This is a genomic window from Prochlorococcus marinus str. MIT 0918 (assembly GCF_027359415.1).
GTDB classification, from domain to species: domain Bacteria; phylum Cyanobacteriota; class Cyanobacteriia; order PCC-6307; family Cyanobiaceae; genus Prochlorococcus_E; species Prochlorococcus_E marinus_C.
The window spans coordinates 1,258,413-1,276,625 of record NZ_CP114780.1; the positions used below are offsets into that span (position 1 = coordinate 1,258,413).

19 protein-coding genes are annotated in these 18,213 nt (G+C 35.1%); 12 read left to right on the forward strand and 7 right to left on the reverse strand.

Going from position 1 to position 18,213, the window contains the following annotated elements; genetic code table 11:
• Positions 1–4 precede the first annotated feature (4 nt).
• On the reverse strand, positions 5–952 hold the full coding sequence (gene queG, locus O5636_RS06845; protein WP_269622066.1) for a tRNA epoxyqueuosine(34) reductase QueG: 948 nt from the start codon (positions 950–952) through the stop codon (positions 5–7).
• 136 nt (positions 953–1,088) lie between these two features.
• On the opposite strand from queG, the gene O5636_RS06850 reads away from it, so the two are divergent.
• The 6 genes from O5636_RS06850 (at position 1,089) to O5636_RS06875 (ending at position 7,550) form a co-directional block, all read left to right on the forward strand.
• Positions 1,089–1,838, forward strand: a complete 750-nt coding sequence (locus O5636_RS06850; protein ID WP_269622067.1) for a DUF502 domain-containing protein — start codon at positions 1,089–1,091, stop codon at positions 1,836–1,838.
• 20 nt (positions 1,839–1,858) lie between these two features.
• Positions 1,859–2,494, forward strand: a complete 636-nt coding sequence (nusB, locus tag O5636_RS06855) for a transcription antitermination factor NusB (protein WP_269622068.1) — start codon at positions 1,859–1,861, stop codon at positions 2,492–2,494.
• Positions 2,495–2,515: 21 nt separating this feature from the next.
• Entirely contained in the window at positions 2,516–3,790 is a 1,275-nt protein-coding gene (gene ftsY, locus O5636_RS06860; RefSeq protein WP_269622069.1) for a signal recognition particle-docking protein FtsY, read from the forward strand.
• 58 nt (positions 3,791–3,848) lie between these two features.
• Complete coding sequence (locus O5636_RS06865; RefSeq protein WP_420063760.1) at positions 3,849–5,225, forward strand: PP2C family protein-serine/threonine phosphatase; 1,377 nt, start codon at positions 3,849–3,851, stop codon at positions 5,223–5,225.
• Positions 5,226–5,307: 82 nt separating this feature from the next.
• On the forward strand, positions 5,308–6,696 hold the full coding sequence (gene argH, locus O5636_RS06870) for an argininosuccinate lyase (RefSeq protein WP_269622070.1): 1,389 nt from the start codon (positions 5,308–5,310) through the stop codon (positions 6,694–6,696).
• Positions 6,697–6,818: 122 nt separating this feature from the next.
• Positions 6,819–7,550 (forward strand): RNA recognition motif domain-containing protein, encoded by a 732-nt coding sequence (locus O5636_RS06875; protein ID WP_269622071.1) that lies wholly within the window; start codon positions 6,819–6,821, stop codon positions 7,548–7,550.
• A 6-nt stretch (positions 7,551–7,556) separates the two neighbouring features.
• On the opposite strand, the gene dusA is transcribed toward O5636_RS06875, so the two are convergent.
• A complete protein-coding gene (dusA, locus tag O5636_RS06880) occupies positions 7,557–8,558 on the reverse strand; it encodes a tRNA dihydrouridine(20/20a) synthase DusA (RefSeq protein WP_269622072.1) in 1,002 nt (333 codons plus the stop codon).
• Positions 8,559–8,602: 44 nt separating this feature from the next.
• Between dusA and msrB the strand changes: the two genes are divergently transcribed.
• The 5 genes from msrB (at position 8,603) to rsgA (ending at position 12,218) form a co-directional block, all read left to right on the forward strand.
• On the forward strand, positions 8,603–9,109 hold the full coding sequence (gene msrB, locus O5636_RS06885; RefSeq protein WP_269622073.1) for a peptide-methionine (R)-S-oxide reductase MsrB: 507 nt from the start codon (positions 8,603–8,605) through the stop codon (positions 9,107–9,109).
• A gap of 93 nt (positions 9,110–9,202) precedes the next feature.
• Positions 9,203–9,946, forward strand: a complete 744-nt coding sequence (grpE, locus tag O5636_RS06890; RefSeq protein ID WP_269622074.1) for a nucleotide exchange factor GrpE — start codon at positions 9,203–9,205, stop codon at positions 9,944–9,946.
• Positions 9,947–9,987: 41 nt separating this feature from the next.
• Positions 9,988–11,121, forward strand: a complete 1,134-nt coding sequence (dnaJ, locus tag O5636_RS06895) for a molecular chaperone DnaJ (RefSeq protein ID WP_269622075.1) — start codon at positions 9,988–9,990, stop codon at positions 11,119–11,121.
• Entirely contained in the window at positions 11,114–11,341 is a 228-nt protein-coding gene (locus O5636_RS06900) for a sulfurtransferase TusA family protein (protein WP_269622076.1), read from the forward strand. Before dnaJ ends, O5636_RS06900 begins: the two co-directional genes overlap by 8 nt.
• Positions 11,331–12,218: a ribosome small subunit-dependent GTPase A gene (gene rsgA / locus O5636_RS06905; RefSeq protein WP_269622077.1), complete on the forward strand. Its 888-nt coding sequence runs from the start codon at positions 11,331–11,333 to the stop codon at positions 12,216–12,218. Before O5636_RS06900 ends, rsgA begins: the two co-directional genes overlap by 11 nt.
• Here rsgA and O5636_RS06910 read toward each other — a convergent pair.
• Genes O5636_RS06910 through murC form a run of 3 tightly spaced genes read right to left on the reverse strand, consistent with a single transcriptional unit; the run spans position 12,199 to position 14,908 of the window.
• Positions 12,199–12,549, reverse strand: a complete 351-nt coding sequence (locus O5636_RS06910) for a YbaB/EbfC family nucleoid-associated protein (RefSeq protein WP_269622078.1) — start codon at positions 12,547–12,549, stop codon at positions 12,199–12,201. The genes rsgA and O5636_RS06910 overlap by 20 nt on opposite strands.
• 33 nt (positions 12,550–12,582) lie before the next feature.
• The gene (murB, locus tag O5636_RS06915; RefSeq protein WP_269622079.1) at positions 12,583–13,482 is read right to left on the reverse strand and encodes a UDP-N-acetylmuramate dehydrogenase; all 900 of its coding nucleotides are present in this window, start codon (positions 13,480–13,482) and stop codon (positions 12,583–12,585) included.
• Positions 13,472–14,908 carry a UDP-N-acetylmuramate--L-alanine ligase gene (gene murC / locus O5636_RS06920; RefSeq protein WP_269622080.1) on the reverse strand — a complete coding sequence of 479 codons (1,437 nt, stop codon included), beginning with the start codon at positions 14,906–14,908 and terminating at the stop codon, positions 13,472–13,474. Before murC ends, murB begins: the two co-directional genes overlap by 11 nt.
• A 181-nt stretch (positions 14,909–15,089) precedes the next feature.
• On the opposite strand from murC, the gene gap reads away from it, so the two are divergent.
• Positions 15,090–16,112: a type I glyceraldehyde-3-phosphate dehydrogenase gene (gene gap / locus O5636_RS06925; protein ID WP_269622081.1), complete on the forward strand. Its 1,023-nt coding sequence runs from the start codon at positions 15,090–15,092 to the stop codon at positions 16,110–16,112.
• A gap of 7 nt (positions 16,113–16,119) precedes the next feature.
• On the opposite strand, the gene thiL is transcribed toward gap, so the two are convergent.
• Positions 16,120–17,121 carry a thiamine-phosphate kinase gene (gene thiL / locus O5636_RS06930; RefSeq protein ID WP_269622082.1) on the reverse strand — a complete coding sequence of 334 codons (1,002 nt, stop codon included), beginning with the start codon at positions 17,119–17,121 and terminating at the stop codon, positions 16,120–16,122.
• Complete coding sequence (locus tag O5636_RS06935) at positions 17,114–18,190, reverse strand: peptidylprolyl isomerase (RefSeq protein WP_269622083.1); 1,077 nt, start codon at positions 18,188–18,190, stop codon at positions 17,114–17,116. The genes thiL and O5636_RS06935 overlap by 8 nt, the downstream gene beginning before the upstream one ends.
• Positions 18,191–18,213 lie beyond the last annotated feature (23 nt).

Here is an 18,213-nt window from a genome sequence, read left to right on the forward strand (position 1 = left end):
TTTTTTATGTCTTATTTTGTTGAATATAATTTGCATTTCTTCTCCACATCCAAGGCTTAATTCTTTTTAATGATGAACCTTTAAGCTCGCTTTTCCATTTTTCATCATCCCATTTTATAGCTTTTTCACAGGTTAGTTTTTTAATCCAATCTTTAGCTTGAGTATCAGGATCATTGCTGATTGGAATATTTCGATCATTCCATGGACAAACTTCCTGACAAATATCGCAGCCTGCGATCCATTTTCCCATAGCTTTTTGAATTTCTATTGGAATTTCTTTGTCTCTATTTTCAATATTGTGATAGGCAATACATTTTCTAGAGTCAATAACAAATGGCTCTGTAATAGCGTTCGTTGGACATGATTCAATACAGATTTGGCATTTTCCGCATAGTGGTATTGAAGGTCTGTCAGGTATTAGATTTTCAGTAGATAACAGATTGCCTAACACCATCCATGATCCTTGATTTTGGTTTATTAAATTACTATTTTTTCCAATCCAGCCAAGACCAGCTTCTTCTGCCCATGCTTTTTCAAGGATAGGTTTTGAATCAACACATACTTTCCATTTTGAATTAGGCCTTTCTTTTTCTAGCCAATGTCCAATTTCTTTTAATCTCTTTTCAATTATTTGGTGATAATCCTTTCCCCAAGCATATCGACCAATTAATACTTCATCTTTGGTTTTTATTTTAGGACCTGTAAAATAATTCAAACCTACTACCAGTACACTTTTTACTCCTTTAAGAAGTTTTTCTGCTTCGAACCTTCTAGGAGCTTTCATCCATTCCATATCTGCATGGTTTCCTGCATTTAACCATCTTTCTAATGATTCTGATCTCATTTTAATTCTTTTGCTCCCTGGAATCTTTGCAATTCCAATTGGATTAAAACCTCTTTTTTTAGCTTCCGCTTTTAGTTCAACGCTTAATTTTTCATTAAAGGAAGCCATGATAATGAGACATTTGAAGTTTTTTAAGAAATGATATTTAGATTATTTCCATTAAAAATTCTGTTTAGCCAAAGTAAATGTAGTCATTTATGAGTAACTTAGTTTAATAAACTATCTACAAGCCATTTAATCCTTTTTGGTGCAGTCTTCTCCCAGACAAGATCTTTCTCTACCTTCTAGGCTGCAGCAAGATCTTAAAAACGACCTTATAGCAGGGTTGTTAGTGGTTATTCCATTGGCTACAACCATTTGGCTTTCTACGATAGTTAGTCGCTTTGTTTTGGTTTTTTTGACTTCTATCCCAAAGCAATTAAATCCTTTTATTACACTCAACCCTATTCTTCAAGACTTAATTAATCTTGCTTTGGGCCTAACAGTCCCATTATTAGGCATTTTATTAATAGGCTTGATGGCCAGGAATATTGTTGGCAGATGGCTCTTGGAATTTGGAGAAGGAACTTTATCTCGCATTCCTTTAGCAGGTTCAGTTTATAAAACTCTTAAACAACTTTTAGAAACTTTTCTAGGTGATAATTCATCTAGATTTCGTCGAGTTGTTTTGGTTGAATATCCTCGAGAGGGATTATTTAGTGTTGGTTTTGTTACGGGTATAGTTGGACCATCTCTTCAGCCAGAATTAGATGAGCCGTTATTGAGTGTTTTTATTCCTACTGCTCCTAACCCAACTACTGGTTGGTATACATTGGTTCCAGAGAAGTCTGTAAAAGATCTAAACATATCAGTAGAAGATGCTTTTAGAACCATTATTTCTGCAGGAATAGTAAATCCTGATGATCGTAATAAAGCTACTAATACAAGTTTTTCTAGTTTATTCGCTCAGTTAAAATCTCGCTCTTCACAATCTTCCTTACCAAATAATACTTAATTGCTGTATTTTTTAATTTTATGGAATCTAGATCATTAGCAAGAGAAGTTGCTCTTTTAGTTTTGGGACAAATTTCTGATGATCACATTAATAACATTGAATCATTATCAATAGAGGATATTCTTAATTTAGGTTTTGATACTCTTTCTAATTATTGGAGAGAACAATTAGATGATTGTGCTTTGCAAATTGAGTTAGCTCAACAAGAACTATTAAACAGTGAACTAATTGAATCTGATAAAAATCATATTACTAGATCTAGAGATCATTTAACTAATTGCCTACAAAAGTTTCAAACTATTTTAAATATTTTATCAGATACTTTTGAACTTACAAGACTACTAGCTTTAAAAGATCAAAAAATCATTAAAGATGAAGCAATGAATAGAGTTAGTTTAGTAATTGAAAAATATAATTTAATTAATTCTTCTTTAGATCAAGTAATGGAAGGATGGAGGTTGAAAAGATTGCCAAGAATTGATCAAGACATTCTAAGGTTAGCTTTTGTAGATTTGTATAACCTCCAGACACCAGTTCCAGTAACTTGTAATGAAGCAGTAAATCTTGCAAATCGTTATAGTGATGAACAGGGGCGTAAAATGATTAATGGTGTTTTGCGTAGGTTGCAAAAATCATTTAACCCTAAGATTTCTTAAATTAACAATTTTCTTATCTCTATGAATGAACCCATCAAATCTATAATTGGTGAAAATATAGAAGATACTAGTAGTTTAGATTGGGCTAAGCAAGCCTATGAAAGGCTTAAGAAACAACAAGAAGAGAGTAAAAAAGAACAATTAGCTTTAGAAGAAAAGACAAAGATTGTAGAGGAGAGTATTAATCAAGATAATGACTTAGCAGATTCGACTGAATTGAAAATTATTGACAATACTGTTAATCAAAATAATTCTATAATTAATTCTTCTGAGCCAGAGTTAGGAGATTTTGATGATGCATTTACATGGTCTGCCCAGGTTTTAGAAGCACAAGGCAAAAAAATTACTAATGTTTCATTAGAAGATATCAATTGGTTATCTAAATTACAACAAGGGCTCGAAAAAACTCGTAAAACGTTTGTTACAGATTTACTAGATAAATTCGGAGATGATCCCCTTACTCCAGAAGTACTTGATGATTTAGAAAGTTTACTTTTAAGATCAGATGCAGGTGTTAATGCAACTGATCAAATTATTAGTGCTTTAAGAAGAAGATTGAATGAAGAAGTTTTAGACTCTAAGGAGGGATTACGTTTTTTAAAGGAGCAGCTTTGTAAAATTGTTGATAAACCAATTAATGACAGTGGAATTAGTTTATTAATGCCTAAAAAGAATTTATTAAATATTTGGTTATTAGTAGGCGTCAATGGTGTTGGGAAAACTACTACTTTAGGTAAATTGGCTAATTTGGCGTTGAGAAGTGGTTTCACCGCATTAATTGCAGCAGCAGACACTTTTCGAGCAGCAGCAGTTGAGCAAGTGAAGATTTGGGGAAAGCGCAGTGGTGTATCAGTGATTGCGAATGAAACACCAAATGCTGATCCAGCTGCCATTGTTTTTGACGCTATTGGTGCTGCTAAGGCAAAAGAAATTGAATTATTATTGGTTGATACTGCTGGCCGTCTTCAAACTAAAAATAATTTGATGGAGGAATTACAAAAAGTAAGGAAAATAATTGATCGACTGGCTCCTAATGCAAACGTTGAATCTCTTTTAATTTTAGATGCTACACAAGGTCAAAATGGATTAAGTCAAGCAATGGCTTTTGCTAAATCAGCCAATCTTACTGGTGTTGTCATTACGAAACTAGATGGTTCTTCTCGTGGAGGAGTTGCTTTTGCTGTGGCGTCACAAGCTAATTTGCCAATTCGGTTTATAGGAGCTGGTGAAGGGATTAGGGATTTAAAACCTTTTAATAGTTTTGAATTTGTAGAAGCTCTTTTGTCAAATCGTTGAAGATTCATGTCTATTTACTTAGTTTTTGCTATTTTTCAATATCTGCAAGGATTGTGCAGTGAGTAATAAACCTTATATTTCTGATTCAAAAGAATCATTTAAAAATTTTTCAGAACAATCTTCTCCATATGAATCTTTAAGATTACTTTTAGATAACCTTTCTAAAGAGCAAAAAAGAAATCAAGAATTATTAGCTTCTATTTCTTATGTTCTTAGAAGTTTTACAAATTTAGATCGATTTTTGGAATTTATTCCTGTTGTTGTTTCAAGATTGGTTGGAGTAAAAGGTACTCTTTTAATTCCTTTTCATATAGATGGCACTGTTTCTATTGAACAAATCCAAATGGTTCCACTTAATTATTCAGAAAGTTTAATAAATGAAATTCTTAATTTCCCATTAGGACATGAACGTGGTTTTGGTAGTGATCCAAATAGGTTAAAAGAATTAGATAAATTAATTCAAAGCTTTATATTAAATAGTCCATTTTTTGTTACTTCTGTTGTTGCACGAGGAAAAGAAAGAGGAAGATTATATGTATTTGATTTAAATAGTCCTTTTGTATTTAGTAATATTCATCGACGCAATGTGCAATTGGTTGCAGATCTTGTAGGTGTAGCAATTGAATATGATTTGCTGTTTCAACAGATTAAATATTATGAAAGTGTTGAGAGGCAGGTAAGTATTGGTGGAGAAATTCAATCTCAATTATTACCTGATCATTGTCCAGTAATTAAGGGAGTTGAATTAGCAGCTCATTGTCGCCCTGCTTTTCAAGTGGGAGGAGATTATTATGATTTCATGCCTACCAAGCCTGAATTAACAGGTAAAGCAAAAGAAGGTGGCCGTTGGGCATTAGTTGTCGGAGATGTTATGGGAAAAGGTATTCCTGCTTGTTTGTTAATGACAATGCTTAGAGGTATGTTAAGAGCTGAGGTTTTGACTGGGTTGCCGCCAGATCGTATTCTTCATGATTTAAATCAATTAGCTTTAGATGATTTATCTCAATCTCACCGATTTGTTACACTTTTCTATTCTGATTTTGACCCAGAATCACGGAAATTAAGGTTTGCAAATGCAGCTCATAATCCACCTTTGTTATGGCGTTCAAAACAAAAAGAAATTATACGTTTAGATTCTCTTGGTTTATTAATTGGATTGGAATCAGAGGCGGAATATGTTTGTGGGGAAGTTTTACTTGATTATGGAGATGTAATTCTTTATTACACTGATGGCGTTACAGAAGCAATGGGACTGACGGGAGAACGGTTTAATGAAAAACGTTTAATTGCTTTACTTGATGAATCTGCAAGAAAATTTTCAAAATCTCAAGAAATCTTAGATAATCTTTTTTATCGATTAGACAGATTTGTTGGTATTAATCATCATCTTGAAGATGATGCGTCAATGGTGGTTTTGAAGGTACAAAATCAATAGCCGCCTCTTCATTTAAATAATTCAAGTTCCTGACAAGAGCATTACAAACTGCTTAATTAGGTAAAAGTATCTTTTTAATTAATTGGGCAAAACTTGGAGCGATAGATTCGAAGAAGGATTAAATCCTTTTATAGATTCCTTTAATGCCTCTATTGAATTTGATTTTGTTCTTTTGCAAGAGGATCTTGATGGTTCTATAGCCCATGCAAGAATGCTTGCTAAGACAGGAATTATTTCATCAAAAGAAGCTTCAGATATTGAATTAGGATTAGAAAAAATTCGTTTGGAAGCTTCTAAGGGAACTTATAAGCCTGACAGTCAAGATGAAGATATTCATATGTTTGTAGAAAGGAGATTAATAAGTCTTCTTGGAGAAGTTGGAAAAAAACTGCATACAGGTCGTAGCAGAAATGATCAAGTTGGTACTGACTTGCGTTTATGGCTAAGACGACGTATTGATGATTTAGATCTTGATTTAACGTCTTTTCAACTTGCTCTATTGAAACATGCAGAGAATAATTTATTTACTTTAATTCCTGGATATACCCATTTACAGAGAGCACAGCCATTATCTTTGGCTCATCATTTGCTTGCTTATATTGAAATGATTAATAGAGATAGAGAAAGGTTAAAAGATGTTCGCAAGCGTGTAGATATATGCCCTTTAGGTTCCGCAGCTTTGGCTGGAACTTCCTTGCCAATTGATAGAGAGTTTACAGCAAATGAATTAGGGTTTTCTTCTATTTATTCTAATAGCTTAGATGCAGTAAGTGATAGAGATTTTGCAGTTGAATTCACTTCTGCAGCAGCATTAATCATGACACATTTAAGCCGTTTTTCTGAAGAAATAATTTTTTGGGCATCTGATGAATTTGCTTTTGTTTTATTAACAGATAGGTGTTCTACTGGAAGTAGTTTAATGCCACAAAAAAAGAATCCTGATGTGCCTGAGTTAATAAGGGGTAAGACCGGAAGAGTATTTGGACATTTGCAAGGTTTATTGACTATGATTAAGGGCCTTCCTTTGGCATATAATAAGGACTTTCAAGAAGATAAAGAAGCAATATTTGATACTGTTAAAACAGTTAGAGATTCTGTTAAGGCTATGACTATTCTTTTAGAAGAAGGATTAGAATTTTCTATAGAGAGATTAAATGAAACAGTAGGTTCTGACTTCTCTAATGCCACTGATGTTGCTGATTATTTAGTTTCTAAAAATGTGCCATTTCGTGAAGCCTATCAAGTTGTTGGTAGAGCCGTTAAATTTTGCATAAAAGAAAAGATTTTACTTAAAGATTTAACACTTAATCAATGGCAAAATTTTAACTCGATTATTCAAGAAGAGATATATGAAAAATTAATACCAGAAAAAGTTGTTGCTTCAAGAGTTAGTGTTGGTGGTACTGGTTTTACCCGTGTTCGTGAACAGTTGGAGAAGTGGAAAAATTCTCTGATATCACCAAAAGAATAATTATTCTTCTTTTTTTAGGCTATTAGGTATTAATATTGTTTTGTTAATGATTTTTATTTGGAATCATTAATTTAGGCTTTTAAGCCTTTTAGGTCCATTTTATTTTTCAGTCCAATTTTCAAGTGAGTATTTTTGTTGGCAACTTGCCCTTCCGCGCTGAGCAGGAAGATGTTATTCAATTGTTTGCGCCTTATGGAGAGGTTGCAAACTGTTCTTTGCCTTTAGAACGCGATACAGGTCGCAAAAGAGGTTTTGCATTTATTGAAATGGCTGATGAGGCAGCAGAAGCTGCGGCTATTGAAGCTCTTCAAGGTGCCGAATTAATGGGACGTCCTTTGAGAATTAACAAAGCTGAACCACGTGGCGGCGGCGGCGGCGGTCGAGGCGGTTACGGCGGCGGCGGCGGTCGAGGCGGCTACGGCGGCGGCGGCGGCTACGGCGGCGGTGGCGGTTACGGCGGCGGCGGCTACGGCGGCGGTGGTCAAGGCGGCTACGGCGGCGGTGGTCAAGGCGGCTACGGTGGTGGTGGTCAAGGCGGCTACGGCGGCGGTGGTCAAGGCGGCTACGGCGGCGGTGGTCAAGGCGGCTATGGTGGCGGTGGCGGCTACGGCGGCGGTCAAGGCGGCTACGGTGGCGGTGGTCAAGGCGGCTACGGTGGCGGTGGTCAAGGCGGCTACGGCGGTGACCAAGCTGATTCAAATTCTGATCAAAGATCTTCTGGCGCTAAAGGTTGGGAAGATCGCAGTTATGGTTCTTCCGAATCTGTTGAGAGAGATGAAACTAGAAGTAAAAGAAGAAGAGGAGCTTCTGCGGATGGAGATCAGAATGCTGATTATGGAGGAGCTGAGGGTTAGATCCTTTTAAAGCCCAGCCTCTTCAAGTTGCTGGGCAGCTTTTTCTAGAATATTTAAATTTGCTTTTGCCTTTTGAGCTTTTGTACTTAGTTCGTTTCTCCATTTACGAGCCCCAGGAGTTCCTTGTACTAATTGCAAAGTATGTTTGCAAATATCCCATAAACGCCCATTTTGACTTAAATGATTTTCGGCGTAAGGAATTAAGTTTTTAATTACATGCGATGCTTTGGTGATTTTAGGTTTTTCTCCATATAATTTTTCATCAATGTTTTTCCAATTTAGAGGGTTTGAATAGATTGCTCTGCCTACCATTACTCCATCAAATGTTTGTAGTCCATGAATACATTCTTCTAAATTTGTAAGTCCTCCATTTAATTCGATTTTTAAATTTGGACGATCTTTTTTAATTTGAGCAACTTTTTCATATTCAAGAGGAGGTATAGATCGATTCTGTTTAGGATTTAAACCTTGCAACAATGCTTTTCTTGCATGAATTGAAAAGCGTTCTACTCCTGCATCATTAACTATATCTATAAATGAAAGAAGATAATCGTATGTATCGAGATTATCTACCCCAGTTCTGTGTTTGATTGTTATTGGAAGATTGCATGCTTTTTTCATTGCCTCTACGCATTTAGCTACTTTGCTTGGCTGGGCCATTAAACATGCCCCAAAGTTTCCTGATTGGACTCGAGGGCTTGGACAACCAAGATTTAAATTAATTTCGTCATAACCCCAAATTTCTCCAAGCTGAGCAGCCTCTGATAGCAGTTGAGGATCTTCTCCTCCGATCTGTAAAGCAATAGGATGTTCAATTGAGTCATAATCCAATAGCTTACTTTTATTTTTATATTGCAAAGCTTGGGCGACAATCATTTCTGTATATAGCAAAGTTTTTTTACTGATTTGTCTCATAAGAACTCTAAAATGTCTATCTGTGCAATCCAGCATTGGGGCGATGCTGAATTGATATGCTTCTGTAATTATTGGTTTTGATTTTGTCACCATGATTTTGCTCTACATCTTTTTTCAATAAAATTTTCATTTATTCTATGAATAGAAACTTTTTATTATCTAGTCGCAGGAGTTTTCTGATGGGATTAGTTTCCATTTTTTTGAGTTCTTTTACAAGGGCTAAAAAAGTTTTTGCAGCTTCAAAAGCAGGAGATTCCTCTTGGGAGTTGACCAAGGAAGAATGGAAACAAAGATTATCTTCAGAGGCTTATCAAGTTCTAAGGGAAGAAGGAACTGAAAGACCTTTTTCTAGTCAGTTGAATAATGAGAAAAGAAAAGGTATTTTTGCATGTGCAGCCTGTAACTTGCCATTATTTGATTCATCCAAAAAATTTGATAGTGGCACTGGATGGCCCAGCTTTTTTGAAGCATTACCAAATTCTATAGAAACGAAGACAGATTTTAAATTGATAGTTCCTCGAACTGAATATCATTGCAAGAGATGTGGTGGGCATCAAGGTCATGTCTTTAATGATGGGCCCCGTCCTACAGGAAAAAGATATTGTAATAATGGTGTCGCCTTAGTTTTTAAAGCTGATACTTGAATAACTTTTATCTTGTGGTGAGGGCTTCCGTATCTTGTTAGATCTTTGGTTCTTGCTCCAACATTAGTTTATTAGATTTTTTAATGCATTCATATGATTGAAGAAGTTCCAACATCTGATCAAGAAGATCTCCAAGCTAAATCTAATGATGAGCAATCAGATTCCATAAAGGATTCTGCTGTGCAAGACTCTGAAACTGTAGATTTAAAAAATGATGTCAATGAAAATCAAGAGGGTAATGCTGATTCTGAGCAAAAGAAAATTTTAGATAATGATGCTCGGTTAGAACAATTAGAAAAGGAACATGAAACTCTGAAAAGTCAATATATGAGGATTGCAGCAGATTTTGATAATTTTCGGAAGCGTCAAAGCCGTGATCAAGATGACTTAAAAATGCAACTCACATGTAATACTCTTAGTGAAATTTTGCCAGTTGTGGATAATTTTGAAAGGGCAAGGCAGCAATTACAGCCTGAAGGTGAGGAAGCTTTAGCTTTACATAGAAGTTATCAAGGACTTTATAAACAACTTGTAGATGTTCTTAAACAACTAGGTGTTGCTCCGATGAGAGTTGTTGGCCAGTCTTTTGACCCCTCTCTTCATGAAGCTGTTTTAAGAGAACCTAGTGAAATAGGTGTGGAAGATGAGATTTTAGAAGAATTGCAGAGGGGATACCATTTAAATGGACGCGTTTTGAGACATGCACTGGTTAAAGTTTCAATGGGTCCAGGCCCAGATGTTAATTCTGAAAATCAATCAACTGATGAAGATAAACCAATTGATGAAGATAAGCCAATTGATAAAGATTCAGCATCTTCTGAAGAGTTGGTGAAGTAAATGATTGGTAATTTTTTTTTAAAATTTGTATTTAAGAACTAATGGCAGATCTTTATGACCTATTAGGAGTTAGTAGAGATGCTGATGCTGACACCTTAAAAAGAGCTTATAGACGTTTGGCACGTCAATATCATCCTGACATTAATAAAGAAGCAGGAGCTGAGGATCGTTTTAAGGAAATTGGACGAGCTTATGAAATTCTGGGAGATCCGCAGAAACGAGCTCGATACGATCAGTTTGGCGAGGCTGGTGTTGGAGGTGCTGCAGGAATGCCTGATATGGGAGACATGGGTGGCTTTGCAGATATTTTTGAAACTTTTTTTAGTGGTTTTGGAGGGGCTGGACCATCGGGATCTAGGCCACAGCGTAGGGGGCCTCAACAAGGTGATGATTTACGTTATGACTTAACTATTGATTTTAACCAAGCTGTTTTTGGTCAAGAGAGAGAAATTAAAATTCCTCATTTAGAAACTTGTGATGTTTGTCGAGGAAGTGGTTCCAAGCCAGGAACTGGCCCTATTCAATGTTCCACATGTGGAGGAGCAGGACAAGTTAGAAGAGCAACAAGAACACCATTTGGAAGTTTTACACAGGTTTCAGATTGTCCTGCCTGTGGCGGTTCAGGCAAAGTTATTTCAGACCCTTGTTTGACTTGTGGTGGCAAAGGAGTAAAGCAAGTGCGAAAGAAACTTCGTATTAATATTCCTGCTGGTGTTGATACTGGTACAAGATTGCGTGTTTCTGGAGAAGGTAATGCTGGCGATAGGGGTGGTCCTTCAGGCGATTTATATGTTTTTCTTAAAGTAAAAAGCCATCCTCGTTTGAAACGAGAAGGATTGAATGTTATTTCTGAAGTGAATTTGAGTTATTTACAGGCAATTCTTGGAGATACCATAGAAATTGAAACAGTGGATGGACCTACTAAATTAAATATTCCTGCTGGGACTCAACCAACTTCAGTATTAATATTAGAAAATAAAGGCATCCCTAAACTTGGGAACCCTGTGGCTAGAGGTAATCACTGTGTCTCTATCAATATTCAAATCCCTAATCGATTAACTCAAGATGAGAAAGATCTTTTAGAAAAGTTAGCAACCCATTACTCTGCTAAAGGCCCTCAGAATCAGCATCATAATAGTGGCTTATTTAGTAGATTATTTAGAAATAATGCATAAAAATATTGATCTCCGTGGAACGCCTTGCCCTGTTAACTTTGTACGATGTCGTTTAGAACTCCAGCAATTAAATCATAGCGACTCCTTACAAGTAGATCTTGATAGAGGTGAGCCTGAGGAAATGGTTATTCCTGGATTAATTAATGATGGTTTTAATGTCAAAATTGTTTCTAAAGAGGATGATTTTATAAGGTTTATTGTGATAATTAATGATAAATAAAAGCAATAAATATAATGGTACTGTTATTGCTATAAAGGCAAATTTTTTAATCGTTGAATTAGACTATTCTGAGAAAATTCGCCTTCTTTGTACCAAAAGAAGGCGGTTGGAATATGAAGGTTTAATAGTTAGTGTAGGAGATCATGTGTATGTAGAAGATATTTCTTGGAATAACCTTACTGGAGTAATTACTAAAGTTGATCCCAGAGAAAGTTTTATTAATAGACCTCAAATAGCAAACTTTACTGATATTCTTGTTGTGGTTTCGCTTTTAGATCCGCAATTTGATTCATTGCTGACTACCCGATTTTTATTAAAAGCTGAAGAAACGGGGAAGAAAATAATATTAATTTTGTCAAAGAGTGATCTTGTAGAGGAAAGTGATTTGGAGACTTTTAAAAATCGATTGATTCAATGGGGATATGAGACTTTTGTTATTTCTATTATTAACGATTTAGGCAAAAAAAATTTCTTAACTCGCTTGCATCAAGTTAAACTCGGGGTTCTTTGTGGTCCATCTGGTTCAGGTAAAAGTAGCTTAATTAATTATTTACTTCCAAAGACTTTCATACCTACTGGGGAATTGTCTAAAAAACTAAGAAGGGGTAGACATACGACTAGAAATGTAGAACTTTTTTCTTTTGGTAATAATACTTTTTTGGCTGATACACCGGGATTTAATAAGCCACAGTTGAATGTAGATCAATATGAACTTGCTTCTTTATTCCCTGAATTAAGAAAACAAATAGAAAAGAGACAATGTAAGTTTAGAAATTGCTTGCATTTAGATGAGCCAGGCTGTGTAATCAATAAAAATTGGGAAAGATATGAAAATTATAAGAGTCTCTTAAAAGAAATTATTCATTTGAATCGCTAAGACCTGGTAGGTTCAAATTTAAACCACCTGTTAGCTCTTGCATTTTTGTTTTCATATTACTTGTGGAATTCTCGTGAGCTACTTTCATTGCTTCAAGAATGGCATTTTCTATCTGATCATTTGTTTCAGTAAGCAGTGAATTATCTATTTTTACTCTTAGAGGTAATTGGTTTCCAGATAACCATATTTTCACTCGGCCATCTTCATTAGCCCCTTCGATTTCTAAACTGTCTAATTCTTCTTGGAGTTTTTGAGCATCTTGTTGAATTTGTTGGGCTTTTTTAAATGCCTCTGTGATTTGTCCAAAGTTTGGGAGTCCGAATCCTGCCATGTTTTTAGATGATTATTTATCAGATTAGAAGATTTAGTTAAATCCTAGTTTTTTTATTTCTGGTTGAAGTAAAAAGCCATGTTTTGTCTGAATTTTTTTTTGGATAATTTCTATTAGCTCTAATACATCTTTAGCCGTGGCTTGATTTGAATTAATAATAAAATTGGCATGTATCGATGAGATTTCTGCACCTCCGTGTCTAAGACCTTTTAATCCAAGTTGTTCAATTAGCTTACCTGCTTTGAATTTTTCTGGATTACGAAAAATACTTCCGCAATTTGGTAGATGATAAGGTTGGGTTTTTAAACGATGAGCTAGGTTTTGATTAGTTATATTTATTAGTTTTTCCTTATCATGTCCTGGATCAAGTTGAAAACGTGCAGATATAACAATTAAAGATTTCTCTTGAAGAATACTTTGTCGATAAGAAAAATTTAAATCTTGGTTGCTAATTTCAAATTCTTTTCCATTTTTAATTGAAATGGCTTTAAGTGATATTAGCCGATCTGCAATGCAACTTCCCTGAGCCCCTGCATTCATTACAGCTGCACCTCCTATTGTTCCTGGTATTCCTACTGCCCATTCGAGACCATGTAGTCCATGACGTGCGACTTTTCTTGATAAATTTGGAATGAATTCGCCTCCTAAAACTTCAATAATCCCAGTTGATGGATCTATTTGATGTCCTTGTAATTTTTTCAAGCATATTGTTAGACCTTCTATTCCATTGTCACTAATCAGAAGGTTCGACCCGGCTCCAAAGGCATTACAAGAAAGATTCTTATTTTTAGCCCATAATATTAATTCAGATAGTTCATTAATTGTTCTCGGCTCTGCTAACCATTGGGCATTCCCTCCAATCCTCAAAGTTGTTAACTTTGACAAGGGAGTTAATGCTTTTATTGGAAGTTTGAGCAAATTATTATTTTGCATAACTTCTATTTAATTGATTAGCTGTTAATTTTTCTGAAACTTTATTTATATTGCCAGCTCCCATTACAACTATTAAATCATTTTTTTTAGTTTCTTTTTCTAAAATATTCTTGATATTATCTAATTCTTTTAATTCTACAATAGTTAACTTTGGATAATTACTCAGAATCTTAGACTTTAATGTTTGAAGATTTATCTTTTCAATAGGCTTTTCTCCAGCACTATATATAGGAGCAAGTATAAGCACATCAACTTTTCCAAGCTCTTCAGCGAATTCTTTCATTAAATCTTTTGTTCTACTATATCTATGAGGTTGGAAGAGTAATACTAAACGATTTGAATTAAGGGGGAGTATACTTTTTTTGCTTTCAACAATCAATCTAGCCATTTTAATTGTCTCTCTAATTTCACTGGGATGATGTCCATAGTCATCTACAATTTGTCGATTTTTCCATATTCCCTTAAATTCAAATCTTCTGTTAGGAGATTCTAGTTTTTTTAGATATTGATTTACCTTTGTAAACTCAATTCCAGAGATTCTGCATGCAGCAATTGCACTTAAAGCATTACTAAGATTATGTAGACCTGGTAATGGTATTGTTATTTGATTAATAAATCTTCCTTCTTCATAATATTTTGCGATTGTTTCGTATCCAGTTATTTTTATAGGTATTGCTGAAAAATTCACTTCTTTTATATATTTTGTTGAGCACCACTTTGGATTCACTAAATTACATTTCCTTACATTATTGCAATCGTAATTTGCTAGTACTTGCTCTGAGTTTTGCCCAAATATTGTCATTTTTTTAATTAAATCATTGATGTTTTTGTATAGATCTGTATGATCAAGTTCAAGATTCGTTATTATTGCTAAGGTTCCTTTGTATTTAATCAAACTACCATCTGATTCATCTGCTTCGGCAATAAGAAATTCCCCATCCCCTGCATTTGCATTAGAATTGTAATAAGGAACGATCCCTCCAATTATTGCTGTCGGTTTTTGATTATTCAGGGCAAAAAGAGTTGTAATCAAAGTACTAGTTGTTGTTTTCCCATGGCTGCCAGCGACTAATATTGTTGATTGATTGTCTATTAAATTGGACAGAATGTCAGAACGATGTAAAATCTTTATTTGATTTTCTTTGGCGGCTTTTAGCTCATCATTTTCGTCAGGAATTGCTGAACTAACTATTATGATTACCTCTTGTTTTTTTATTTTTAAAATCTCTTTAATATTGTTTTTTGATTGATTATCAAAAATAGTTATTCCTAGTGCTTTTAATTTGGTAATTGCTTGATTATTGTTTTTGTCTGATCCTGAGATTGAATAACCACGTTTGAATAAAATTAGCGCTAATCCTGACATTCCAATTCCACCAACACCAATAAAGTGGAAATGGCATTGATGGTAGTAATTTTTGGTCAAATAAATTTTTTAGATGAATGAACGATAACCATGTCTTTCTGTAACGGCATGTTTTTTAATTTTTCTGCTTTATCAGTGCTTTTTAGTTGGTTTTTCATGAAAAATCAGAAAAAGTTGGGTAAATGCGCAACTTTTCTGTATGATCACAGGCCATTTCCTTTCCGATTTAACGGCTTTTAAAATGACTTTGCGTGTTGCGATTAATGGATTCGGCCGAATTGGTCGCAACTTCATGAGATGTTGGTTAAGTAGAGGGGCCAATACAGGTTTAGATCTTGTTGGCATTAACGTCACTTCAGACCCCAAGACGAATGCTCACTTATTGAAGTACGACTCAATTCTTGGTCAAATTAAAGATGCAGAAATTGATTACACAGACGATACTTTTATTATTAATGGCAAAACGATCAAATGTTATTCAGATAGAAATCCAATGAATCTTCCCTGGAAAGATTGGGGAATAGATTTAGTTATCGAATCAACAGGTGTATTTAATACCTTTGAGGGTGCTAGTAAGCATTTGCAAGTAGGAGCAAAAAAAGTCATTCTTACGGCTCCTGGTAAAGGAGATGGTGTAGGTACTTTTGTAGTTGGAGTAAATGCTGATGAGTATCGTCACGAAGACTTTGATGTTCTTAGTAATGCAAGTTGTACAACTAACTGCCTTGCTCCCATAGTTAAAGTTTTAGATCAGTCTTTTGGAATTAACAAAGGTTTGATGACAACGATTCATAGTTACACAGGTGATCAAAGAATCCTTGATAACAGTCATCGAGATTTAAGAAGGGCTAGAGCAGCTGCAATGAATATTGTTCCTACTTCTACAGGTGCAGCTAAAGCCGTTGCTTTGGTTTATCCCCAAATGAAGGGAAAACTAACAGGAATTGCAATGAGAGTTCCAACTCCTAATGTTTCTGCTGTAGATTTAGTTTTTGAGTCTGGAAAATCAATAACAGCTGATTCAATTAATGCTGCTTTAAAGACAGCTTCAGAAGGAGCTATGAAGGGAATTATTAAATATGGAGATATACCGCTTGTATCTAGTGATTATGCTGGCACCAATGATTCTACAATTGTTGATACTGCTTTGACTATGGCTATTGGAGATAATTTAGGTAAGGTTGTAGCTTGGTACGATAATGAATGGGGCTATAGTCAACGAGTTGTTGATTTGGCTGAAGTAGTTGCTAAGAATTGGAAATAATTTTCCTCTAAAAATGATGAAATTCTATATTTGATTTTCTATTAATTGCTGTACCATTTCCCCAAATAATTTCTGGCAAACCTTTTTCAATTGTTCCAATACACTTACTTAAAGGGATCTCTTGGAGCCATTCTTTGGCCCATTCAGAGGGCAGGCTAAGGACTAGTTCAAAGTCTTCTCCACCGTATAAACACCATTCATCCCATTCTTTGCCTAATGGCCAATTTTCAAATTTAGGTAGATTGTTTGGTTCAAGGATTGCTTTGCATTGACTGCTTGTACAGAGGTTTTCTACTGCATTGATGAGCCCATCACTACTATCTGTTCCTGCAGCTCTCCAAGGAAGATGAGGTGGTTTGCAATGAACCAATTTTTTCAAAGAATCTATAGGAGGATAGGGTTTTTGATGTGCTTTTATTGCTTTATTCTTTAATGATTCAGGTATCTCAACTGTATTAGTTAGTTTGTCTGATTGTAATAATCCCAGCCCTAGTCTACTTAAACCATGTGGGCCACTAGTAACTAGCAAATCTCCAGGTTGTGCATTCGATCGATGAAGATGAAGAGGACCTTTTTGGCCGATTGCTGTAATTGAGATTATTTTTTGCTTCCCACTAGAACAATCACCTCCTATTAATTTACCTCCAAATTCTTCTAAGGCATTTTTGATACCTTGATATGCGTCATCTACCCATTTCCATTCAGTGGATGGAGGAGCTACTAAGCCTACTGTTATTGCTATTACATCATCCACTCCACTTGAGGCAAGGTCAGATAAATTTGCTACTACTGCCTTCCATCCAACATTTATTGCTGATGTGGTTGATTCACTAAAATGAATGTCTTCTACAAATATATCTGTATTGATAAGTAAATCTTTAGAAGAAGATCTGATTAATGCTGTGTCATCATCTATTTGCCCTTCATCCATAAACTTCTTTAGTCTATTAAGAACCCCTTTTTCACCAATTTGTCTGAGAGTTTCTTTTGAGAATGATGGGCTAGGCATGAGACAGGAGTTTGTCTAGTCCTTCTAGAATTTTTATAGAGATAATTTGATCATTTACCCCTAAATCATTAAGGATTTCTTCTCCTTCAACTACATAACCAAACGCCGCATTTCTTCCATCGATTAAGTTTCTACCGGCAGGATTTAGCTCTGCTTCATAAAGAAAAAAGAAAAATTGAGATGAACCGTCATCGAGAGCTTCATCAGAATGAGCCCAACCAAGTGTTCCAAGCGTTGCAAAAGGAAGCACCGGAGTTTCTGTATATAGGCCTAAATCTTCAAATGTTTTGTTATAGGCAGTTTCTGTTTGACCAGGAATTCTAATTTCAAGAGGTACATGTCTTTCTTGCTTAGTGTTTGGGTCTATATAACCAATTTCAGGACCTTTGGGATCTCCTGTTTGTAGCACAAAAAATTCTTCTGCTCTATTCATAGGGAGACCATCATAGAAGCCTTTTGATGCTAAATCTATAAATGCACCAGCAGTTAATGGAGCATTGTATCCGTCGATAATTGCATACATATCGCCTTTAGAGGTTTGAATATTTACTTTTGCTCTTCCAAGAAGTCTAGGTAGATCATCAAATTCATTAGGAATATTGTATGGGAAGGCTTCGGGTAAGAATAGGCTTTCAAGATCACCTACTTCCTTAAGAGATTTTCGTCTTATTTTTATAAAATTATTTTTATTTTTGTTACTTGCTTCTTCATTAAGATTTTGTAGATTTTCTTTTAATTCAGCAAGAATTTTTTCCGCTTTACTTTGATCTTTATCAGGTATTAACTTAAGTATTTCACTAGTACGAGTATTTAATAAAAATTGGCTTCTTGAAGCAGCTTGATTGATTGCTGGCCAACGATTCCCTCTAACGAGGTCACTAGTGTCTTCAAGTGTGTGTTGGATTTCTCGTAAACCTTTTTCTTCAATAGGGAGTGCATTCCTTAAAATCGCATATGGGTCTTTTATACGGTTTCCTCTAGGTAATGCTGCTATTGCAGATTCCATAGGTATAAAATCTATACTTATGAATAGTGTTAGAAGAATCAGGAGGAAAAGTTTTTTTGTCATGTGTTTGTCATCTCATGCACAAC